Raw genomic sequence first — 21,692 nt, 5'->3', positions numbered from 1 at the left:
AGGCGGTGCGGGCGAAACCGGGGGGAGCCTTCCCGCGCCGGATGACACCGGGGTGTCCGTGAACCCAATGCCCGGGGGCGAGCCGGTGCCGCCCGGAGGGTGTACGCCGGGCGGCCGTTCACCGCCGACCGGGTAGCCTTCTTTGGGGAGCGCTTTACACAGCGCTTCCGGGCAAGATCAGCGGCAGGGGAGGATCCCGCGGTGCACGTCCAGGAATGGCTCGACTCGGTCCCGGCGGTAGCCGTCTACGCCGTGGTGGCCCTGGTGATCGGCGTCGAGAGCCTCGGCATCCCGCTGCCCGGTGAGATCGTCCTGGTCTCCGCGGCGCTGATGTCCTCCCAGCACTCCCACATCGACCCGCTGATCCTGGGCGTCTGCGCCACCGCGGGCGCGGTGATCGGCGACTCCATCGGCTACGCCATCGGCCGCAAGGGCGGCCGCCCGCTGCTGGCCTGGCTGGGACGGAAGTTCCCGAGGCACTTCGGCGAGGCCCATGTGGCCACCGCCGAGCGCTCCTTCCAGAAGTGGGGCATGTGGGCCGTCTTCTTCGGCCGCTTCATCGCCCTCCTGCGCATCTTCGCGGGTCCCCTCGCCGGCGTCCTGCACATGCCCTACTGGAAGTTCCTGATCGCCAACGTCCTCGGCGGCATCTGCTGGGCCGGCGGCACCACCGCCGCCGTCTACTACGTGGGCGTGGTCGCCGAGGGCTGGCTGAAGAAGTTCTCCTACGTGGGCCTCGCCGCCGCGGTCCTCCTGGGCCTGGCGACGATGCTGGTCGTCAAGCGCAGGGCGAAGAAGGCCCGGCGCGAACCGTCCCAGCCGGCGGCGGAACCCGTGCGCGCCGGTGACTGACCTCCCTAGCGGTGCACCTCCTTGTGCGTCCGGGCCAGGTCCGCGTACAGCGTGCCGTTGAGGGTGACCCCCTCCTTCTCCTCGGCCGAGAGCTCGCGCCGCACCTTCGCCGGCACCCCCGCGACCAGCGACCCCGGCGGCACCACCATCCCCTGCGGCACCAGCGCCTGCGCCGCAACCAGCGAACCCGCCCCGATCACCGCCCCGTTGAGCACGGTCGCGCCCATCCCGATCAGGCAGTCGTCCTCGACCGTCGCCCCGTGCACCACGGCGTTGTGCCCGATGGACACCCGCTCGCCGATCGTCACCGGGAACCCGGGATCGGCGTGCAGCGTCACGTTGTCCTGCACGTTCGCCCGCGCCCCCACGGTGATCGTCTCGACGTCCCCGCGCACCACCGCGCCGTACCAGACACTCGCCCCCGCGCCCAGCGTCACGTCCCCGATCACCGAGGCGGTCGGCGCCACGAACGCCTCCGCGTCGATCCGCGGCTCTCTGCCGCCGATGCCCGTGACCAGTGCCCGCTGCGTCATCACCGTCTCCTCGCGTCGATAGGTACCCGCACGGTACGACAGGGGGTGGGGCGAAGATCACAGCGGTCCGGCCTCTCGCCGGACGCGACCCGTGAGTAACGTGACCCCGTGCCGAAGCGCAAGAACACGTTCTCATCCTGGTGCCGTGGCCTCGCCCAGTGTGCCGTCCACGCGGCCTGGGCGTGGGTCCAGCGGACCGGCTCCGTCTCGGCGGAGCACCCGGGACGCTTCCGCTTCGGCGCCATCGGCGAGGCCACCCGGCTCGCCTTCCCGCTCGGCACGGTCTTCGGCGAGCCCTGGATCCGGCTCGGCTCCCACTGCATCATCGCCGAGCAGGTCACCCTGACCGCCGGTCTGATGCCCGACCTGGACCTCGGTCCGGACCCGATCCTGCGCATCGGCGACGGCGTGGTGCTCGGCCGCGGCAGCCATGTCATCGCGGACACCACGGTGACCATCGGCCGCGACTGCTACTTCGGGCCGTACGTCTACGTCACCTCCACCAACCACTCCTACGACGACCCGCACGAGCCCATCGGACGGCAGTGGCCCCGCATGGAGCCCGTGGAGATCGGCCCCGGCTGCTGGATCGGCACCGGCGCGGTCATCCTGCCGGGCGCGCGGATCGGCCGGAACGTCGTGGTCGCGGCCGGTGCCGTGGTGCGCGGCACGGTGCCCGACCACGCCGTGGTGGCCGGCGCCCCCGCCAGGGTCGTACGGCGCTGGACGCCCGAGGACGGCTGGCAGCCGCCGCTGCGGACCCCGGCGCCGGTCCCGATCCCGGACGGGACGACCCCGGCGCAGCTGCGGGCGCTGGCCGGACTGGACGAGTCCGCGGTGGCCCGGCTCGCCGAACTGGAGCCCGAGGGCTGAGGCCCTCAGCCGGTGGCCAGCAGCACCGTGCCCACCAGCGCGAGGCCCGCGCCCGCCGCCTGGACGACGCGCAGCCGTTCGCTGAGGAAGCCGCGGGCGGCCAGCGCGGTGACCACCGGGTAGAGCGAGGCGAGGACGGCGGCCACGGTGACCGGGCCGTGCTGGGCGGCGGTGGCGTAGGTGCCGTTGGCCGCGACGTCGGCGAGACCGACGAAGGCCAGCGCGGGCAGCGAGCGGTAGGGGAAGCCGCCCTCGGGCAGGGCGGAGCCGCCGCGCCGCAGGGAGGCGGCGAGTACGGCGCCGCCCACCGCGACATTGGTCAGCCGCTGTACGAACAGCGACAGGTACAGGCCGGTGACCGTGGTGGACGCCTCGCCGATCAGGGCGAACACCGTGCCGAAGCCGAGCGCCGCGACGAGCGTCAGCAGGACCGTGCGCCGCTCCACCGGCGCGCCCCGCAACTGGGGGCCGCCCGCGAGGACGACCCCGGCGACGGCGACCGCGATGCCCGCGAGCCGGAGCAGCCCCGGGCGTTCGCCGAGGAACAGGCCCACGCCGACGGGTACGACGACGCCGAGTGTGGCGAGCGGTGAGACGACGCCCATCGGGCCGAGGGCCAGGGCCTTGTAGAAGGCGAGCAGGGCGATCGGGCCGACCAGGCCCGCCGCGAACGCGAACCACAGCCGGGGCCCGGCCGCGCTCCAGGCACCTGTGGCGACGACGACCGCCCCGAGGACGGCCGCCGCGACGGTCTGCGAGACGACGACCACGGTGAGCGCGGGCGTGCGTCGTGTCAGCAGGCCGCCGCCGAAGTCGGCCAGCCCCCACAACAGGCTGGTGGTCAGGGCGAAGATGGCCGTCACGATGCCTCGCAGTACAGTTTGTTGAACGAACGGGTGCGCTCCACCGTAGTTCAGTACGCTGAACTACGTCATCCATTAAATTGAACCATCTCGGATTTTGGACGGAACGTGTCGGACCTCGAATTGCTGACCCAGTCCCTGGCGCGCAGCGTCAGGCACTGGCGCTCGGTGCGCGGTTTCACCCTGGACGTGCTCGCCGCCCGCGCCGGTGTCAGCCGCGGGATGCTGATCCAGATCGAGCAGGCCCGCACCAACCCGAGCATCGGCACCATCGTCAAGATCGGCGACGCGCTCGGCGTCAGCGTGACCACCCTGCTCGACTACGAGCGCGGCCCCCGGGTCCGTATCGTCCCCGCCGAGCGGGCGGTGCGGCTGTGGCACACCGCGTCCGGCAGCTACAACCGGCTGCTGGCGGGCACCGAGGCCCCCGGCCCGCTGGAGATCTGGGACTGGCTGCTGATGCCCGGTGACGAGAGCCCGGCGGAGCCGCATCCGTCCGGCACGGTCGAACTGGTCCATGTCACGGCGGGCGAGCTGACCCTCACGGTCGACGGCGAGGACCACCTGGTCCCGACCGGCGCGAGCGCCACCTTCGAGGCCGATGTCCCGCATGTCTACGCCAACCGCGGCGAGGTCCCGATGGAGATGATGATGGCCGTCTCCGTGCCGCCCGTGCAGTGAGACGTGCCCGCGCCCGGCCGCCGCGCCTTGTTAGCGTGCGGCCATGCGCGCACCCATCGGAGACTTCGAGACCGCGACCCCGGTGACCGACTGTCTGGCCGACCTGGCCGAGCCGGTGGCCGAGGCCGTACGGAACTGGTCCGCGGGGATTCCGGCCGACCGTGTCCTGTACGTCGACACCGACCCGGACTGGGCCGACACCGCCGTCTTCGTGGAGCACTACGGCCGTGACCTGCCCGAGCGGTCGGCGAACTGCGTGGTGGTCGCCGCCAAGCGGGCCGGCGAGACCACGCTCGCCGCCTGCCTGGTGCTGTCCACCGCGCGGGCCGACGTCAACGGCGCGGTCCGCCGTCGACTCGGCGCCCGCAAGGCGTCGTTCGCCCCGATGGAGACGGCGACGGGGCGCAGCGGGATGGAGTACGGCGGCATCACCCCGATCGGACTGCCCGCCGACTGGCCCCTGTTGGTGGACCCGGCCGTCGTCGACCTGCCGTACGTCCTGGTCGGCAGCGGCCGCAGGCGGGGCAAACTCCTGGTACCGGGCAAGGTGTTCGCCCAGCTGCCGGGTGCCGTGGTGCTGGACGGACTGAGCGTTGCCTGACCTCAGCCGGTGAGGTGGTGGGCCGGCGCCGGACGGGGGCCGCGCTCGCCCGGCGCCGGTGCCGGAGCCGCGTGCACCAGCGCGGCCGACAGCTTCGGCAGGGCGTGCAGCAGCGCGTGTTCGGCCTCCACGGCGATCGCGTGCGCCTGCCGCAGGGTGGCCTCGCCGTCCACCTCGACCGAGAGCTCGGCCCGCAGCCGGTGCCCGATCCAGCGCAGCCGCAGCCCGCCCACCCGGTCTACGCCCGGCACCGCGCGCACCGCCCGCTCGGTGCGGTCCACCAGGGCCGGGTCCACGCCGTCCAGTATCCGCCGCAGCACCTCGCGCCCCGCGTCCCACAGCACCAGCGCGATCGCCGCGGTGATGGCCAGCCCCACGACCGGGTCGGCGAGCCGGAGGCCGAGGGCGGAGCCGGCCGCGCCCAGCAGCACGGCGAGCGAGGTGAAGCCGTCGGTACGGGCGTGCAGCCCGTCGGCGACGAGCGCGGCCGAGCCGATCCGGCGACCCGTCCGGATCCGGTACCGGGCCACCCACTCGTTGCCCGCGAAGCCGGTCAGCGCGGCCAGCGCGACCGCGGGCACGTTCACGACCGGGCGGGGGTCCAGCAGCCGCCCGACGGCCACCCAGGCGGCGAAGGCCGCGGAGGCGGCGATGGTCAGCACGATCACCAGGCCCGCGAGGTCCTCGGCGCGGCCGTAGCCGTAGGTGAAGCGCCGGTTCGCCGCGCGCCGCCCCAGTACGAAGGCGATGCCGCGCGGCACGGCGGTCAGCGCGTCGGCGGCGTTGTGCACCGTGTCGCCGAGCAGCGCCACCGAGCCGGACACGGCCACCACCCCCACCTGCGCCAGCGCGGCGAGCGAGATCCACAGGGCGCGCAGGCCCTGGGCCGAGGACTTCAGCGCCGCGTCGAGCTTGTCGGCGCTCCCGTGGGAGTGCGGGGTGAGCAGATGGGCCAGGCGGTGGCGCGGTGCGGAGGTGCCGTGCCGGTGCGGGCCGTGGTCGTGGTGGTCGCTCACGGGAGACCCCTTCTGCTGGGGGCGCCCACCGGGTCATTATGTGCGTATGAGCGCACACATGCACCTCTCACCTGCGCACCCCGCGCATCAGCGAACCCCGGGCGAAGCCGACGTCACCACCCTCACCGAAGCCTGCGGCGCCGCCCGCCCGGCCGTCAGTCGGCACCTGGCCCGCCTCCGCCTCGCCGGCCTGGTCGACACCCGCAAAGAGGGCCGCCGGGTCGTCTACTCCCTGCGCCACGGTCACCTGCGCCGCCTGGTGGACGAGGCTCTGCGGACCGCGTACCACCGGCTCGCGGAGCGGCGGACGGAGGGCGGCCGGTAGGCGGGGCCGTCCCACCGGGCGTCGGCCCCCGGCAGGCCGGGCGGCCCGGGTTCCCGGACCGGCGGAGCCGCGTGCGGGAACCCGGGCCCGGGACCTGGCGCCCGCCCCGTGACACGACGGTGCCCCGCCGGCCGGGGGAGCGGCTGGCGGGGCACCGGGGAAGGGGTCGTGATCAGTGCGCGGGCGCGTCCGTCACGACGACCTCGTCGATGCTGCGTTCGATCGCTTCCGTCTTGGAGGCGGTGGCCTTGGCCCAGTAGTAGATGCCGAGGGAGAAGGCGGCGATGACCAGGATGTCCCAGTACAGCTTGATGTTGCCCTGGCTGCCCTCGCCGAAGCTGCCCTGCCAGGAGATCAGGCCGATGCCCAGCAGGTAGGCCGGCAGCCACTGCGCGGCCTTGAAGTCCATCCGGGGCGCGTCGGGCTTGCCCTTGAGGTTGGCCCACAGGGCGTAGGAGCCCATCAGCACGTAGCCGAGGAGGATGGCGAAGGCCAGCCGCCACAGGGTGTTCCAGCCGCTCCAGTAGATGATCAGGTTGGCGACCACGAAGGACAGCGGCGAGATGAACTTGCCGAAGGGCAGCCGGTACGGACGCTCGAAGTGCGGCAGGCGGTCGCTGAAGACGCCGTAGGCCAGCGGAGCGCCCGCGTACATCAGCACGCTCGCCGAGGTGATGAAGCCGACCAGCTCCTGCCAGCTCGGGAAGGGCAGGAAGCAGACGATGCCGGTGACGAAGGAGACGATGAGGCCGATCCAGGGCACGCCGCGCTTGTCGGTCTTGGTGAGCGCCTTCGGCGCGTAGCCGTTCTTGGCCAGCCCGTAGGAGACGCGAGAGGTGGCGGTGGTGTAGATCAGGCCGGTGCCGCCGGGGGAGATGATCGCGTCGACGTAGAGCACCCAGCCCAGCCAGCCGAGGCCGACCACGGTCGCCAGGCCCGCCCAGGGGCCGCTGATGCCGGCGTAGGCCAGCTTCCCCCAGCCGTGCGCGAAGGAGGCGTGCGGCAGGGCGGCGATGAAGACGATCTGGAGCAGGATGTAGATACCGGCGCCGATGGCGACCGAGCCGAGCGTGGCGCGGGGCAGGTCGCGCTGCGGGTTGCGGCTCTCACCGGCCAGCTGGATCGCCTGCTCGAAGCCGAGCAGCGCGAAGATGATGCCGCTGGAGCTGATGGCACCCAGCACACCCTTGGCGCCGAAGGGGGCGAAGCCCTCCGAGGTGAAGTTGGAGCCGTGGAAGTTGCCGGCGGCGATGATGAAGATCGCGGCGAGCGGGATCGCGATCTTCCACCAGGTGGCGGCGCTGTTGGTGTGCGCCAGGGCGCGGACGCCGAAGAAGTTGACGCCGACGAAGACCGCCATGAGCACGATTGCGGTAACGATTCCGCTGGTGGTCAGCGTGCCGTCGGTGCCCTGGAGCCCCTGGGCGAACTTCCAGTGACCGGCGTAGCCGATCATCGCCTCGACCTCGATGGGGGCCACGGTGGCCGCCTGGAGCCAGGAGAACCAGCCGAAGGACATGCCGGCCAGGCCGCCGAAGGCGTAGTGCGGGTAGCGCGCTGTACCGCCCGCCACCGGGAACATGCCGCCGAGCTCGGCGTGCACGAGCGCCAGCAGGACGATGGCCACCGTGCCGATCACCCACGAGATGATCGCCGCGGGGCCGGCCACGACGACGGCCTTCTCGGCGCCGTAGAGCCAGCCGGAGCCGATGATGGACCCCACGGAGGCCCACATCAGGCCGATGAGTCCGACGTCGCGGCGCAGACCCCCGGTCTCACTCGTGGCTACCGGTGCAGCCTGGTCGACTTTCGTCATGCAAGTGGCCTCTCAGATCGTAAACGCGGTTTTAACGGGGAGGGAGGCCACAGGCTAGGAACGGTTTCCGTGTCGGCAAAAGACTGCTTACCAAATCTTGACCCAGGATCTTGCGCATCTTGGGGACAGGGTTTCCACAGCTCAGTCACCGTGTGCGAATGTCAATATTCATCTGCGAATTGTGATGAAGAAGTTCTGACACTAGCCCAGGCGTGGAATTTCGATCGCGGGGCATCGGTTCATGACCATGTCAAGGCCGGCCGCGCGAGTGCGATCGCAAGCGTCCTCGTCGACGACGCCGAGCTGGAACCAGACCGCCTTCGCGCCCTTCGCCACCGCCTCGTCGGCCACCGCGCCCGCCAGGGAGCCGTTGACGAAGACGTCCACCACGTCGACGTCGAAGGGGATGTCCGCGAGCGAGGCGTAGCCCGGCTCGCCGTGCACCGTCTCCGCCTTCGGGTGCACCGGCACGATCCGCTTGCCGTACCGCTGCAGCACCCGTGCCACGCGGTACGCGGGCCGGGCGGAATTGCCGGACAGGCCGACCACCGCCCAGGTATCGCCCCGTTCGGTCAGAATCCTGCGAATCGCCGCTGCTTCGTCGTACACGTCCGCCTCCTGTCGGTGTGCCGTTGTCCGATGCCGTCAACCGGCCTCCGGAGGCGCTGATTCCCCTTGCTCCGCCCCGCCACGGTGTCCGGAATCGGCGCGCGGTCCCTGCGCGGGGGCCCTCACGCGCCTACGCTCGGCCCGTGCTGCGCATCCTCGACGCTCGAACCGGTGAACCCGTCGCCGCCGCGCCCGCCCGCCGCGGCCTGACCCGCATCGAGGCCCGTGCCCCCGGGGCCTGCCTCACCTCCCTGCGGGTGCTGCTGACCGCCGACATCCTCGCCCGCGCCCTCGAACTGAACGGCCTCCAGGCGTGGCCGACCGCCCCCGGCCGGCCGCCGGAACTGTGCGCCGCCGCCGACGCGCTCGCCGTCCGGCCCTTCGAGGAGGCGCGCGGACCGGGGTTCGCGGAGGCGGGAGTGGTGCGGGTGGCGGCGCGGGAGGCGGAGGCGGACGCGGTCCGTGGCGAGGGGCCGGTGCTGGTGGTGGCACCCGTGGTCTGGGCCGCGGGGCGTGCGGAGCCCCCGCTGTCCGACCCCGCGCTGCTCGCCGACCCCACCGCCCTCCGCCTCGCCCTGCTCCGCGCCCCGCACGGGGAGACCGTCACGCTGGACGAGGCGGCCCTGGGCCGTGCCGCCGAGCGGCTGGCCGGGTGGCGGCGGGACGTGGCGGGCTGGGCGCGGCAGCCCTCGCGGCCCGTGCCGGAGGCGGTGCGCCGGCGGCTCACCGGGGCGTGGGAGGACGATCTGGACATGCCGGGCGTGCTGGAGGTGCTGGCCGCGACCGCGGCCGACCCGGCCGTGGCCGACGGAGCCCGGTTCGAGACGTTCGCCCACGCCGACCGGCTGCTCGCCCTGGAACTCACCCGCGACCTCGGGACCCCCGGGTGAGCGACCGCGCGGGCACCGGTCCGCTGCGCCGGCTCGTCGTGCTCAGGCACGCCAAGTCGGCCTGGCCCGAAGGCGTGCCCGATCACCGCAGGCCGCTCGCGCGGCGCGGCCTGCGGGACGCCCCCGCCGCCGGCCGCGCCCTCGCCGAGGCCGACCTGCTGCCCGACCTCGCCCTGTGCTCCACCGCCGTACGCGCCCGCCGGACCTGGCAGCTCGCCTCCGACGAATGGGGAACCCCGCCCCGGGTGCGCTACGAACCCCGGTTGTACGAGGCCGGCGTGCCGGCCCTGCTGGACGTCGTGCGCGAGACCCCGCCCGAGGTGGAGACGCTGCTCCTCGTCGGGCACAACCCGGGCCTGGAGGAACTCGTCCTGACCCTGGCCGGGGACGGGCTCGACGACAGCCTGGAGCGGCTGCGGGCCAAGTTCCCCACCTCCGCCGTCGCGGTCCTCGCCTGGCACGGCACCGGCTGGGCCGCCCTCGCCCCGGGCGTCGCCCTGCTGACCTGGTTCACCGTGCCCCGGGGCAAGGCCCGCGCCCAGGGGCCCGATGCCTGCGCATAGGCTGGCGGGATGCAGGACGAGTACCGCACAGTGGCCCGCGCGGGCGTGCACGAGACCGAGATCAACCGTTCCCGCTTCCTGTGCGCCCTCGCCCCGGCCGCCACCGAACAGGAGGCGCAGGACTTCGTCGCGGCCGTCCGCAAGGAGCACGCCGACGCCACCCACAACTGCTGGGCGTACGTCATCGGGGCCGGCGCCGGCGTGCAGAAGGCCAGTGACGACGGCGAACCGGGCGGCACGGCCGGCGTCCCCATGCTCCAGATGCTGCTGCGCCGCGACATGCGGTACGTCGTCGCCGTCGTCACCCGCTACTACGGCGGCGTCAAGCTCGGCGCGGGCGGGCTGATCCGCGCCTACGGCGGTGCCGTCGGCGAGGCCCTGGACGCCCTCGGCACCCGCACCCGGCGCCGCTTCCGGCTGGCCTCGGTCACCGTCGACCACCAGCGCGCGGGCAAGCTCCAGAACGATCTGCGCGCCACCGGCCGGGAGGTCCGTGACGTCCGCTACGGGGAGGCCGTCACCATCGAGATCGGCCTTCCGGACGCCGACGTGGAAGCCTTCCGGGGCTGGCTCGCCGACGCGACGGCGGGCACGGCCGCCTTCGAGCTGGGCGGCGAGGCGTACGGAGACGTCTGAGACGGTGACGGCAAAACGGGCATAACGCCCTTGTGTCGTGCCGGATATGACAGGTGGTGCCGGAGCGACCGGCCGTGTTGTCGGACCCGGCCGTTAGTCTCGGGGGTCATGAGACTCCTGCACACGTCCGACTGGCATCTCGGCCGGGCCTTCCACCGGGTGAGCATGCTCGGGGCCCAGGCCGAGTTCATCGGACACCTCCTCGCCACCGTGCGCGAGCGCGAGGTGGACGCGGTGATCGTGTCGGGAGACGTGTACGACCGCGCGGTGCCCCCGCTGGCCGCCGTCGAGCTGTTCGACGACGCCCTGCACCGCCTCGCCGAGCTGGGCGTGCCCACGGTGATGATCTCGGGCAACCACGACTCCGCCCGCCGCCTCGGCGTCGGCGCGGGACTCATCGACCGCGCCGGCGTCCACCTGCGCACCGAGCCGTCCGCCGTCGCCACCCCGGTGGTGCTCGCCGACGCCCACGGAGACGTCGCCTTCTACGGGCTGCCGTACCTCGAACCCGCCCTGGTGAAGGACGAGTTCGGGGTCGAGAAGGCCGGGCACGAGGCCGTCCTCACGGCCGCCATGAACCGGGTCCGCGCCGACCTCGCGACCCGCCCGGCGGGCACCCGCGGTGTCGTCCTCGCCCACGCCTTCGTCACCGGCGGCCGGGCGAGCGACAGCGAGCGGGACATCACCGTCGGCGGGGTCGCCGCCGTACCGGCCGGGATCTTCGACGGCGCCGACTACGTGGCCCTCGGCCATCTGCACGGCTGCCAGACCCTCACCGAGCGGGTGCGCTACTCCGGCTCCCCGCTCGCCTACTCCTTCTCCGAGGCCGACCACCGCAAGAGCATGTGGCTGATCGACCTCGCCGCCGACGGCGCCGTCACCGCCGAGCGCCTCGACTGCCCGGTGCCCCGCCCGCTGGCCCGCATCCGCGGCACCCTGGAGGAACTGCTCGCCGACCCGGACCTCGACCGCCACGCGGACGCCTGGGTCGAGGCCACCCTCACCGACGCCGTCCGCCCGCCCGAGCCGATGGCCAGGCTCACCGAGCGCTTCCCGCACACCCTGAGCCTGGTCTTCGCCCCCGAACACGCCCCCGACGACCCCCGGCTGTCCTATGCCCGCCGGCTCGCGGGCCGCAGCGACCAGCAGATCGCCCAGGACTTCGTCGCCCACGTCCGGGGCGCCGGACCCGACGAGCGGGAGGCGGCCGTGCTGCGCGAGGCGTTCGACGCCGTCCGCGCCGACGCCGCCGCGCGGGAGGTCGCCAAGTGAGGCTGCACCGGCTCGACATCACCGCCTTCGGGCCCTTCGGAAGCGCTCAGAGCGTCGACTTCGACGCCCTGTCCGCCGCCGGACTCTTCCTGCTGCACGGCCCCACCGGCGCCGGCAAGACCTCCGTTCTGGACGCCGTCTGCTACGCGCTGTACGGCTCCGTCCCCGGCGCCCGCCAGAGCGGCTCCGGCCAGGGCGCCAACTTGCGCAGCGACCACGCCGAGCCCCGCACCCGCACCGAGGTCCGGCTCGAACTCACCGTCGCCGGACGCCGGCTGGAGGTGACCCGGCAGCCGCCCTGGGAGCGGCCCAAGCTGCGCGGCAAGGGCACCACCGTCGACAAGGCCCAGACCTGGCTGCGCGAGTACGACACCACGGCGGGCGCCTGGAAGGACCTCAGCCGCTCCCACCAGGAGATCGGCGCCGAGTTCGAGCAGCTGCTCGGCATGAGCCGCGAGCAGTTCTGCCAGGTGGTGCTGCTGCCCCAGGGCGACTTCGCCCGCTTCCTGCGCGCCGACGCCGAGGCCCGGGGCCGGCTCCTCGGCCGCCTCTTCGACACCCGGCGCTTCGCCGACGTGGAGAAACGGCTCGCCGAACGCCGCCGCGCGGCCGAGGTCCGGGTGCGCGAGGGCGACGCGGCGCTGCTCGCCGACGCCCACCGCATGCAGCAGGAGGCCGGCGACGCCATGGAGCCGCCCGAGCTGGCCCCGGGCGACCCGGGCCTGGCCGAGGCGGTGCTCGCCGCCGCCGCCGTAGCCCGCAGCACCGCCCGGGAGCGCCTCGCCGTCGCCCACAGCCGCCTCACGGCCGCCGAGTCCGCCCATACCGACGCCCGCCGCACGCTCGACCGCGTCCGCGAACTCGCCCGTCTCCAGCAGCGGTTCGCCGAGGCGGAGCGCCGGGCCGAACGCCTCCGGGAGCGGGCCGACGGGCACCGGGCCGACCAGGAGCGGATGCAGCGCTCCCGCAAGGCGGAGGCGGTCGCGCCCGCGCTGGAGCTGCGCGAGGAGGCCGAGCGGGAACACCGCGGGGCCGACGCCGCCGAGGCCCGCGCCCGGGGCCCGCTGCCCGCGCCCCTCGCCGATGCCGACGCGAGCGGACTCGCCGCCGCCGCGCGCCGCGCCACCGAGGAACTGGGCGGTCTGGCCGCCGCCCGGCGCGCCGAGCGACGCCTCGCCGAACTGGCAACGGAACGCGCCGGGCTGGACCGCCAGGAGCGGGCCGACGAGGACGTGCTGCGCGAGGCCGACGCCTGGCTGGACGGCTGGGAGGGCGCGCGCACGACGCTCCAGGCGCGACTCGACACCGCCCAGGAGGCCGCCACCCGCGCCGAACAGCTCGCCGTACGCCGCGAGCCGGCGCAGCGCCGGCTGGCCGCCGCCCGCACCCGCGACGCCCTCACCGCCGGCCTGGACACGGCGCGACGGCGCGCCCGGGAAGCCGGGCAGCGGGCCCTGGACGCCCGCGCCCACTGGCTCGAACTCAAGGAGCAGCGACTCGACGGCATCGCCGCCGAACTCGCCGCCCGCCTCACCGACGGCACGCCCTGCGCGGTCTGCGGCGCCACCGAACACCCCGCGCCCGCCCGCAAGGTCGCCGGACACGTGGACCGCGCGACCGAGGAGCGCGCCCACACCGCCTCGCAGGAGGCCGACCGGCTGCACGCCGACGAGGAGCGGCGCGCCGCGGACATCGGCAAGGAGCTGGCCGTCGCCACCGCCGAGGCCGGCGAGGCACCCACCGGGCGACTGGAGTCCGAAGCGGCCGAGCTGGAGCAGGAGTACACCCGCGCCCATCGCGCCGCCTCCGCCCTGCACGCCGCCCGCGAGGAGCTGCGGCGCGCCGAACAGGAGCGCGAGCGACGCCTCGCCGACCGGCAGGAGGCCGCCGTACGGGCCGCCTCCCGGCTCACCCGGCGTGAGGTGCTGGAACGCGAACAGGCCCAGCTGGAAACCGTGTTGACGCAGGCACGCGGCACCGCCGACAGCGTGGCCGAGCGCGCCGCCCAGCTGGAGCGCCGGGCGGCCCGGCTCACCGAGGCCGCCGAGGCGGTGCGTGCCGCCGAGGAGACCGCACAGCGGCTCAAGGCCGCCGACGCCCGGCTCGCCGACGCCGCCTACCGGGCCGGCTTCGCCACGCCCCGGGAGGCCGCCGACGCCCTGCTCACCGACGCGGCCCACCGCGAGCTCCAGCACCGGCTGGACGCCCGCCAGTCGGAGGAGGCCGCCGTACGCGCCGTACTGGCCGAGGCCGACACCGCGGCCGCCGCCCAGTGCCCGCCCGCCGACCCGGCCGACGCGGAACGGGCCGCGGCCGCGGCCGAACACCGGCTGCGGACCGCCGCCTCCGCCCGCGACGCCGCCGCCCGCTGCTGCGCCGAGCTGGACCGTCTCTCCGCCCGCGCGACCGGGGCGGTGCGCCGACTCGGCCCGCTGCGCGAGGAGTACGACCGAGTCGCCCGGCTCGCCGCCCTCACCGCGGGCACCGCCGCCGACAACGAGCGCAAGATGCGCCTGGAGTCGTACGTGCTCGCCGCCCGCCTGGAACAGGTCGCCGCCGCCGCGACCGCCCGCCTCCAGCGGATGTCCTCCGGCCGCTACACCCTCGTGCACTCCGACGGCCGCAGCGGCCGCGCCCGCAGTGGGCTCGGACTGCATGTCGTGGACGCCTGGACCGGCCGCGAGCGGGACACCGCGACCCTGTCCGGCGGCGAGACCTTCTTCGCCTCCCTCGCCCTCGCCCTCGGCCTCGCCGATGTCGTCACCGACGAGGCCGGCGGGGTGCGCCTGGACACCCTCTTCATCGACGAGGGCTTCGGCAGCCTGGACGACCAGACCCTGGACGAGGTCCTCGACGTCCTCGACGGCCTGCGGGAACGCGACCGCAGCGTCGGCATCGTCAGCCATGTCGCCGACCTGCGCCGCCGCGTCCACGCCCAACTGGAGGTCGTCAAGGGCCGGTCGGGCTCCACCGTGCGCCGACGGGGCACCGGCTGAAGACGATCGGCGCGTGACGGGCGGATTCGGCGGCCGTCACGCGGACGTGTAGGTTCTTCGCCCATGGCTGGGTTCGAGGATCGCGGACTGCCGCGGTGGGTGGAGTCGGGCGGCGGCCCCCTGATCGCCGTTCCGGAGGTGGTCCTGCCGTTCTGGGCGGGCGCAGACAGCGAGGAGCTGGACACGGACTACGACCGGGCCTGCGAGGTCCCCGGACACGCCGGGCTGCTCCCGGTCGGGGACAGCACGGCCCTCGTGCTCGGCGACGAACCGGCCGCCACCTCCTACCTGCCCGAGCACACCGCCTTCGTACGGTGGTCCGCCGCGGACCGCGAGCGCGGCCTGCCGGCCGAGGTTCCCGCCGCGCTGGAGACGGCGGTGTGGGGGCGGGAGCTGCGCTGGGACGTGCCGGGGCCCGTGGTGCTGTTCGACTCGGCCCGGCCGGGCGGCGAGGCGGACCGGCAGGAACACCTGCGGGTGCCGCTCACCGCGGGGTCGTACGCCGTGCGCGCCGCCTGCGCCCCGCCGGGCACCGGGACCTGGGTGGGACTGGTCCGGCTCAGCAGGCTCGCCTAGCGACGCCCGGGGTCTCAGGGCCGGATGCCGTCGAAGGCGATCCCCAGGTGCCGGGGGCCGCGCAGCACCGCGTTCTCCCGGTAGGGCGGCGGGTCCTGCACCAGGCGCGGGTTCTCCAGGCGCCGGGCCAGCTCGGTCAGCGCGATCTGCGTCTCCAGACGGGCCAGCGGCGCCCCGAAGCAGATGTGGATGCCGCTGCCGAAGCCGAGGTGCTGGATGTCCTCGCGGTCCGGGTCGAACCGCTCGGGGTCCGCGAACCGCTCCGGGTCCCGGTTGCCCGCGGCCAGCACCAGCCAGATCCGCGAGCCCTTGGGGATCGTCACCCCGCGCACCTCGATGTCGGTGACGCAGGTGCGCTGCGGCACCAGCTGCACCGGCGGCTCGTAGCGGAGCAGTTCCTCCACGAGCCGGGGCGCGAGGTCCGGCTCGTGGCGCAGCCGCTCCAGCACGTCCGGGTGGCGCAGCAGTGTCAGCATGCCGTTGGTGATCAGGTTGACGGTCGTCTCGTGTCCCGCGATCAGCAGCAGGATGGAGGTGCTGAGCACCTCCATCATCGTCATGGCGCCGTCCGGGCCATGACCGTTCACCAGGTCGGACAGCACATCGTCGCGCGGCTCCTTGGCGCGCTCCTCGGCCAGCCCCGCCAGGTACATGCCGAGCTGCATCCGGGCCTCGCGCGCGGTCTTCGCGAACTCCTCGTCCGCCTCCCGCCGCGTCTCCGGGTCGAGGCTCGCCACCAGCGGGTCGACCCAGGCGCGAAAGCGCGGCTCGTCCTCCCTGGGCACCCCGAGCAGCCGGCAGATCACCGTCACCGGGAAGGGATAGGCGAACTGGTCGACCAGGTCGACTTCGCGTGCCTCCCCGAAGCCGTCGATCAGGCCGGTGACGATCTCCCGCAGCTCGCCCCGCATGCCGTCGATCCGGCGAGGCCGGTGCGGGGGCCCGAAAGCGCTGTTGGCCATCCGCCGCAGCCGGTCGTGCTCGGGCGGGTCCAGGCGCAGGAACGACGGCGGCAGCCCGCCCGTCTCCTCCGACTGGAGCAGCGTGTCGTCCCCGGCGGCCGCCAGGTTGGCCGCGTCGGAGCTGATCCGCGGGTCGTGCAGCAGCGCCTCGATGTCCCAGTAGGAGCTGATGACATAGGGGCCGCCCTCCTCCTCGTGCAGCACCGGTGTCCGGCGCAGCTCCCGGTACACCGGGTACGGGTCGGCGCGGTTGGCGAAGTCGGTGATCCGGCGCACGATCGAGTCTTGCGTCATGGGGGAGTCCTCGGGACGGGTCCGGCGGGTGGGGCGCCGGTCAGTGGCGGGCGGGGTGGAAGACGAGCTGGGTGTCGGCCGGCGAGTAGCCGCTGAGGGTCACCATCGGGCCGTGGGTGGGCAGGGACGGATCGGGGAAGTCGGCGGGCACCGGGCGCCGGTTCTCGGGGCGCCGGTCCAGCGTCGGGTACTCCACCGGGAACGGTTCACCCCGCTCGATCGCCCGCCGGTAGAACTCCAGCCAGCGCGTGTCGTCGAAGCTCACCGCGGCCACCACCCGCCCCTTGTGGCCGTAGACCCCGACGAACCGCCGCTCCGCCGTCGATCCCTGGGTGATCATCAGCTCCTCGCCCATCGGGGGCACCCCGACCGACTTGATGTTCACCCCGAACTGCGAGGACCAGAACGCCGGCATCCACAGGTGCGGGCGCCGGTCCGCGCCGTCGCAGATCATGTTGTGCGCGGCCGTCTCCGCCTGCGCCACCGCGTTGCCCCAGTGTTCGAGGGACAGGAACTGGTACCCGAACAGCGCGTGCGGGGAGCGGGCCACATCGCCCGCCACGAACACGTCGTCGGTGATGATGCCCCGGAAGTCGAAGGCCCGGCAGCCCGCGTCGCAGGCGATGCCCCGGGGCCCCGCGCCGAGCCCCGACCCGTCCAGCCACTCGGTGTTGCGCACCGAGCCCAGCGAGACCACGACCACGTCGGCCTCGACCACGCTCTCGTCGGACAGGTGGACCGCCCGCACCCGCCCGGCCCCGTCGCCCTCCAGCGCGGTCACCGTCACCCGGGTGCGCAGATCCACACCGTGCTCGCGCATCAGATCCGCGGCGACCCCCCCGATCACCCCGCCGAGCGCGCCCACCAGCGGCGCGCCCGCCCGTTCCGCGACCGTCACCGGGATGCCCTGCTCCCGGCAGGCGGAGGCGACCTCGCAGCCCGCGAACCCGGCGCCGATCACGAACACCCGGCGCGGCCCCGCGCGCAGCCGCTGGTACAGCCCGGCCGCGTCGTCCCGGGTGCGCAGCAGGAAGACGCCGTCCAGCCGGGCCTCCGGCTCCTTCGGCCAGGGCCGGGCGCGCACCCCGGTGGCGATGAGCAGCCGGTCGTACTCCACCTCGTCCCCGTCGGCCAGCCGCACCCGTCCGGCCGTCAGATCCAGGCCGGTGGCGGCCACGCCGAGCCGCCACTTGGCGTCGATCTCCCGGCGCCGGGGCAGCTCGGTGCGGTGCGGGTCCGCCCGGCCGAGCAGCACCGACTTGGACAGCGGCGGGCGGTCGTACGGCTCGTACGGCTCGTCGCCGATCAGGGTCAGCTCCCCGGTGAAGCCCTCCGCACGCAGCGTCTCGGCCGCCCGCAGCCCGGCCAGCGAAGCCCCCACGATCGCGATCCGGCCCTCGCGGCGGAACCGGTCCATGTGCTCAGTGGCCATGGGGGGCCTCCTGGCCCCGGGACGCTCCATGGCCGTCCACCCCGTCGGCCGTGATGGCCTGCACCGGGCAGGCCGCCACGGCCCGCGCCAGCCGCTCGCGCTGCTCGTGGTCGGGCTGTGGGTCGTAGACCAGCGACTCCTCGCCGTGCATGGCGAAGACGTCCGGCGCGAGGAACGCGCACTGCGCGTACCCCTGACACTTGTTGAGATCGACGACGAGCCTCATCGACGCCCTTCCGGTGGCCAGGGTCCGGAGAGCGCATCACGCGGCTGACGCGTGCGGCGGCCCGGACGGCGGTCGTCCCCCTCCGCCAGCATGGAAGCGGAGGCGGGGGATTCGCGCGCCGGACACGCCGATCGGGTGAGCGTGGGCGCTCAGAGGCCGGAGAGCTCGTCCACCAGGTCGTCCAGGCCCAGCGAACCCTGGGAGAGGGCCGCCATGTGCCAGGACTTCAGGTCGAACGACGCGCCGTGCCGCTGCCGGGCCCGCTCCCGGCCCAGCAGCCAGGCCCGCTCGCCCAGCTTGTAGCCGATGGCCTGGCCCGGGATGGTCAGGTAGCGGGTCAGCTCGCTCTCCACGAAGTCGGCGGGACGGCTGCTGTGCGCCCTGAAGAACTCCTGCGCCAGCTCGGGCGTCCAGCGCTCACCCGGGTGGAACGGCGAGTCCGCCGGGATCTCCAGCTCCAGGTGCATGCCGATGTCCACGATCACCCGGGCCGCCCGCATCATCTGCGCGTCCAGGTAGCCGAGCCGCTCCTCCGCGTCGCCGAGGTAGCCCAGCTCGTCCATCAGCCGCTCCGCGTACAGCGCCCAGCCCTCGGCGTTGGCGCTGACGATGCCCACCGTGGCCTGGTAGCGGGAGAGGTTCTCGGCCACGTGTGCCCACTGGGCGAGCTGGAGGTGGTGGCCGGGCACGCCCTCGTGGTACCAGGTGGACACCAGGTCGTAGACCGGGAAGCGGTCCAGGCCCATGGTGGGCAGCCAGGTGCGGCCGGGCCGGGAGAAGTCCTCCGAGGGGCTCGTGTAGTACGGGGCCGCCGCGCCGCCGGGCGGGGCGATGCGCGACTCCACCCGCCGCACCCGCTCGGCCAGTTCGAAGTGGGTGCCGTCCAGGTCCGCGATCGCCCGGTCCATCAGGCCCTGGAGCCAGTCGCGGACCTCGTCCACACCGATGTGCCGGCCGTGCTCGTCCAGGTGCGCCAGCGCGACCCAGGGGGTATCGGCGCCCGGCAGGATCTTCTCCGCCTCGCGCTTCATCTCGCCGAGGATGCGGTGGAACTCGGACCAGCCGTACGCGTACGCCTCGTCCAGGTCGAGATCGGTGCCGTTGAAGTAGCGAGCCCAGCGCGCGTACCGCTCCCGGCCCACGACGTCCGGGGCACCCTCGACGGCCGGCGCGTACACGTCCCGCAGCCAGTCCCGCAGTTCGCTCAGGGCGGCGGTCGCGGTGCGGGCCGCCCCGTCCAGCTCGGCGCGCAGCGACTCGGGGCCCGCGGCGGCGAACTCCTCGTACCAGCCGCGGCCGCCGCCGTCCGTGTCGATCCACTCGCCGAGCTGCCCGATGAAGGTCTCGGTCGGCCGCGGTGCCGCGAACAGCTTCCGGTCCAGACCGAGTTGGAGCGACTCGCGGTAGCCGGCGATCGCGCCCGGCACCGCGCGCAGCCGCTCGGCGATCGCCGCCCAGTCCTCCTCGGTCTCCGCCGGCATCACGGTGAAGACGTCCCGCACCGAGTGGCCGGGCGTGTGCATGTTGCCGACGGCGCGCAGATGCTCCTGCGCCTCGTGCACGGCGAGCTCGGCGGTCAGCCGCTCCCGCAGCAGCCGTCCGCAGCGCCGTTCCACGTCACTGTCGGCGCCGGGGCCGCGCTCCGCCTCGTCCAGCCTGGCGAGGGTGGTCCGGGACAGCTCCGCGAGCGCCTCCTGGCCCGCGGGCGAGTAGTCGGGCAGCGTGCGCGAACTCGCCGGCACACCGAGGAAGGTGCCGGTCACCGGGTCGAGGGCGATCAGCTCGTCGACGTACGCGTCGGCGACCTGGCGGGGCAGCGGGGTGTTGATCTCAGACATGCCGCCCATCCTCGTACGAGAGGGATCTCCGCGTCACCGGGGCGGCGGGGATTCAGCTGTCGGCGTGGCCGGGCGGCAGCAGCGGCCCGCACTCCCACTGCTGGAAGATCAACCGGGTCTCCACCCGGGCGACTTCGCGGTGCGCCGTGAACTCGTCCAGGACCAGCCGCTGGAGATCCGCCATGTCCGCGACGGCCACATGCACCAGATAGTCGTCGGGGCCGGTCAGATGGAAGACCGAGCGAGCCTCCGGCAGCGCGCGCACCCGCTCCACGAACGGGCCCACCAGTTCCCTGCGGTGCGGTCTGACCTGGACCGAGAGCAGCGCCTGCAGACCGCGGCCGAGTTTGGCCGGATCCAGTCGAAGCCGGTTCCCGAGGATCACGCCGCAGCGGCGCAGCCGGGTCACCCGGTCGAGACAGGTCGAGGGCGCCACCCCGACCTGGGCGGCGAGATCGCGGTAGGTGATCCGGGCGTCGTTCTGCAGCAGCCGCAGCAGCTGGAGATCCACCGGATCCAGTACGACAGATTCGGCCATTGGCCGAACATAGCACGGGGTTCCATCCGGGTATCCCGTTCGATGTTCACCCTTCCCGTCATGGACACAGCGACCACGGGTGCCTACGACGACGTACGCCCCGCACCGAGAGCCCTCGCCACCGAGGCCGTGCACGCCGGCCGCGACGATCTCGCCCGCCAGGGGCTGCACGCCGCGCCGATCGACCTGTCCACGACCTACCCCTCCTACGACAGCCGGGGCGAGGCCGCGCGCATCGACGCCTTCGCCACCGACGGCGCCGACCCGGCGGGGCCGCCCGTCTACGGCCGGCTCGGCAACCCGACCGTGGCCCGCTTCGAGACGGCGCTGGCCCGCCTGGAGGGCACGGAGAGCGCGGTCGCGTTCGCCAGCGGCATGGCGGCCCTCAGCGCGGTGCTGCTGGCCCGGTCGGCGGCCGGACTGCGCCATGTCGTCGCCGTGCGGCCGCTGTACGGCTGCAGCGACCACCTGCTGACCGCCGGGCTGCTCGGGACCGAGGTGACCTGGACCGACCCGGCCGGCGTCGCCGACGCGCTGCGTCCGGACACCGGCCTGGTGATGGTCGAGTCCCCGGCCAACCCGACCCTCGCCGAGCTGGACCTGCGGGCCGTCGCGCACGCGTGCGGCTCGGTGCCGCTGCTGGTCGACAACACCTTCGCCACGCCGGTGCTCCAGCGCCCGGCCGAGCAGGGCGCGCGGCTGGTGCTGCACAGCGCCACGAAGTATCTGGGCGGGCACGGGGACGTGCTGGCCGGGGTCGTGGCCTGCGACGAGGAACTGGCCGGCCGGCTGCGCCAGATCCGCTTCGCCACCGGCGGCGTCCTGCACCCGCTGGCCGGCTATCTCCTGCTGCGCGGCCTGTCCACCCTGCCGGTCCGGGTCCGGGCGGCCTCCGCGAGCGCCGCCGAACTGGTCCGCCGCCTCGCCGCGGACCCGCGGGTGTCCCGTGTCCACTACCCGCGGATCGGGGGCGCGATGATCGCCTTCGAGGTGGAGGGCGATCCGCACGAGCTGATCTCCCGGGTGCGGCTGGTCACCCCCGCGGTGAGCCTGGGCAGCGTGGACACCCTGATCCAGCATCCCGCGTCCATCAGCCACCGCATCGTGGACGCCGACGACCGACGGGGCGCGGGGGTCGGCGACAGGCTGCTGCGGCTCTCGGTGGGGCTGGAGGACGTGGACGACCTCTGGGCCGACCTGGACCAGGCGCTGGGGGTGCCCGCCCGGGTGCCGGTCGGGGCGGCGGAGGCGACGGGCTGACGGACCGGTGACCGCTTCCGCCCCTCCCGGTGCCCGCGGG

General features: G+C 74.1%; 22 protein-coding genes. 12 read left to right on the top strand and 10 right to left on the bottom strand.

Annotation, left to right across the window (positions count from 1 at the left end):
* Positions 1-201: 201 nt before the first annotated feature.
* A complete protein-coding gene (locus tag VT52_RS23155; RefSeq protein WP_046424859.1) occupies positions 202-852 on the top strand; it encodes a DedA family protein in 651 nt (216 codons plus the stop codon).
* Between the two features lie 5 nt (positions 853-857).
* On the opposite strand, the gene VT52_RS23150 is transcribed toward VT52_RS23155, so the two are convergent.
* Positions 858-1,385, bottom strand: a complete 528-nt coding sequence (locus VT52_RS23150; RefSeq protein WP_046424861.1) for a gamma carbonic anhydrase family protein — start codon at positions 1,383-1,385, stop codon at positions 858-860.
* A gap of 108 nt (positions 1,386-1,493) precedes the next feature.
* Here VT52_RS23150 and VT52_RS23145 point away from each other — a divergent pair, with 108 nt between their 5' ends.
* Positions 1,494-2,258 carry an acyltransferase gene (locus tag VT52_RS23145; protein WP_046424863.1) on the top strand — a complete coding sequence of 255 codons (765 nt, stop codon included), beginning with the start codon at positions 1,494-1,496 and terminating at the stop codon, positions 2,256-2,258.
* Between the two features lie 5 nt (positions 2,259-2,263).
* Here the strand turns inward: VT52_RS23145 and VT52_RS23140 are convergent, their stop codons facing one another.
* Positions 2,264-3,121 carry a DMT family transporter gene (locus tag VT52_RS23140; protein ID WP_046424866.1) on the bottom strand — a complete coding sequence of 286 codons (858 nt, stop codon included), beginning with the start codon at positions 3,119-3,121 and terminating at the stop codon, positions 2,264-2,266.
* 108 nt (positions 3,122-3,229) lie between these two features.
* Here VT52_RS23140 and VT52_RS23135 point away from each other — a divergent pair, with 108 nt between their 5' ends.
* Both VT52_RS23135 and VT52_RS23130 read left to right on the top strand, forming a co-directional pair.
* Positions 3,230-3,802 (top strand): helix-turn-helix domain-containing protein, encoded by a 573-nt coding sequence (locus tag VT52_RS23135; protein ID WP_046424868.1) that lies wholly within the window; start codon positions 3,230-3,232, stop codon positions 3,800-3,802.
* A gap of 43 nt (positions 3,803-3,845) precedes the next feature.
* Complete coding sequence (locus VT52_RS23130; RefSeq protein WP_046424870.1) at positions 3,846-4,403, top strand: YbaK/EbsC family protein; 558 nt, start codon at positions 3,846-3,848, stop codon at positions 4,401-4,403.
* 2 nt (positions 4,404-4,405) lie between these two features.
* Here the strand turns inward: VT52_RS23130 and VT52_RS23125 are convergent, their stop codons facing one another.
* The gene (locus VT52_RS23125) at positions 4,406-5,419 is read right to left on the bottom strand and encodes a cation diffusion facilitator family transporter (protein ID WP_046424872.1); all 1,014 of its coding nucleotides are present in this window, start codon (positions 5,417-5,419) and stop codon (positions 4,406-4,408) included.
* A 46-nt stretch (positions 5,420-5,465) separates the two neighbouring features.
* Here VT52_RS23125 and VT52_RS23120 point away from each other — a divergent pair, with 46 nt between their 5' ends.
* Positions 5,466-5,744 (top strand): ArsR/SmtB family transcription factor, encoded by a 279-nt coding sequence (locus VT52_RS23120; RefSeq protein ID WP_046424874.1) that lies wholly within the window; start codon positions 5,466-5,468, stop codon positions 5,742-5,744.
* Positions 5,745-5,916: 172 nt separating this feature from the next.
* Here the strand turns inward: VT52_RS23120 and VT52_RS23115 are convergent, their stop codons facing one another.
* Both VT52_RS23115 and VT52_RS23110 read right to left on the bottom strand, forming a co-directional pair.
* Positions 5,917-7,560: an APC family permease gene (locus VT52_RS23115; RefSeq protein ID WP_046424876.1), complete on the bottom strand. Its 1,644-nt coding sequence runs from the start codon at positions 7,558-7,560 to the stop codon at positions 5,917-5,919.
* 201 nt (positions 7,561-7,761) lie between these two features.
* Positions 7,762-8,169, bottom strand: coding sequence for a CoA-binding protein (locus tag VT52_RS23110; protein WP_046424877.1), 408 nt, complete (start codon positions 8,167-8,169; stop codon positions 7,762-7,764).
* Between the two features lie 143 nt (positions 8,170-8,312).
* On the opposite strand from VT52_RS23110, the gene VT52_RS23105 reads away from it, so the two are divergent.
* The 6 genes from VT52_RS23105 (at position 8,313) to VT52_RS23080 (ending at position 15,102) form a co-directional block, all read left to right on the top strand.
* Complete coding sequence (locus VT52_RS23105) at positions 8,313-9,059, top strand: hypothetical protein (protein ID WP_046424879.1); 747 nt, start codon at positions 8,313-8,315, stop codon at positions 9,057-9,059.
* Positions 9,056-9,622, top strand: a complete 567-nt coding sequence (locus VT52_RS23100) for a SixA phosphatase family protein (RefSeq protein WP_046424881.1) — start codon at positions 9,056-9,058, stop codon at positions 9,620-9,622. Before VT52_RS23105 ends, VT52_RS23100 begins: the two co-directional genes overlap by 4 nt.
* Before the next feature lie 9 nt (positions 9,623-9,631).
* Positions 9,632-10,258, top strand: a complete 627-nt coding sequence (locus VT52_RS23095) for a YigZ family protein (RefSeq protein WP_046424883.1) — start codon at positions 9,632-9,634, stop codon at positions 10,256-10,258.
* Between the two features lie 108 nt (positions 10,259-10,366).
* Positions 10,367-11,530 carry an exonuclease SbcCD subunit D gene (locus VT52_RS23090; RefSeq protein ID WP_046424886.1) on the top strand — a complete coding sequence of 388 codons (1,164 nt, stop codon included), beginning with the start codon at positions 10,367-10,369 and terminating at the stop codon, positions 11,528-11,530.
* A complete protein-coding gene (locus tag VT52_RS23085; RefSeq protein ID WP_046424887.1) occupies positions 11,527-14,526 on the top strand; it encodes an AAA family ATPase in 3,000 nt (999 codons plus the stop codon). The genes VT52_RS23090 and VT52_RS23085 overlap by 4 nt, the downstream gene beginning before the upstream one ends.
* 63 nt (positions 14,527-14,589) lie before the next feature.
* A complete protein-coding gene (locus VT52_RS23080) occupies positions 14,590-15,102 on the top strand; it encodes an immunity 21 family protein (protein ID WP_046424890.1) in 513 nt (170 codons plus the stop codon).
* Between the two features lie 14 nt (positions 15,103-15,116).
* Here the strand turns inward: VT52_RS23080 and VT52_RS23075 are convergent, their stop codons facing one another.
* From VT52_RS23075 to VT52_RS23055, 5 genes are all read right to left on the bottom strand, one after another.
* Positions 15,117-16,358, bottom strand: a complete 1,242-nt coding sequence (locus tag VT52_RS23075; protein WP_046424892.1) for a cytochrome P450 — start codon at positions 16,356-16,358, stop codon at positions 15,117-15,119.
* Positions 16,359-16,398: 40 nt separating this feature from the next.
* Positions 16,399-17,790: an NAD(P)/FAD-dependent oxidoreductase gene (locus VT52_RS23070; RefSeq protein WP_046424894.1), complete on the bottom strand. Its 1,392-nt coding sequence runs from the start codon at positions 17,788-17,790 to the stop codon at positions 16,399-16,401.
* Positions 17,780-18,016 carry a ferredoxin gene (locus tag VT52_RS23065; protein WP_046424896.1) on the bottom strand — a complete coding sequence of 79 codons (237 nt, stop codon included), beginning with the start codon at positions 18,014-18,016 and terminating at the stop codon, positions 17,780-17,782. The genes VT52_RS23070 and VT52_RS23065 overlap by 11 nt, the downstream gene beginning before the upstream one ends.
* 149 nt (positions 18,017-18,165) lie before the next feature.
* A complete protein-coding gene (locus VT52_RS23060) occupies positions 18,166-19,854 on the bottom strand; it encodes a DUF885 domain-containing protein (RefSeq protein WP_046424899.1) in 1,689 nt (562 codons plus the stop codon).
* Positions 19,855-19,906: 52 nt separating this feature from the next.
* Positions 19,907-20,392 carry an Lrp/AsnC family transcriptional regulator gene (locus tag VT52_RS23055; RefSeq protein WP_046424901.1) on the bottom strand — a complete coding sequence of 162 codons (486 nt, stop codon included), beginning with the start codon at positions 20,390-20,392 and terminating at the stop codon, positions 19,907-19,909.
* 60 nt (positions 20,393-20,452) lie between these two features.
* Between VT52_RS23055 and VT52_RS23050 the strand changes: the two genes are divergently transcribed.
* The gene (locus VT52_RS23050; protein WP_046424945.1) at positions 20,453-21,652 is read left to right on the top strand and encodes a trans-sulfuration enzyme family protein; all 1,200 of its coding nucleotides are present in this window, start codon (positions 20,453-20,455) and stop codon (positions 21,650-21,652) included.
* The last annotated feature ends 40 nt before the right edge of the window (positions 21,653-21,692 follow it).

The organism is Streptomyces malaysiense (assembly GCF_000980885.2).
Lineage (GTDB): Bacteria > Actinomycetota > Actinomycetes > Streptomycetales > Streptomycetaceae > Streptomyces > Streptomyces malaysiense.
This window is presented reverse-complemented; position numbering and strand designations above follow the sequence as displayed.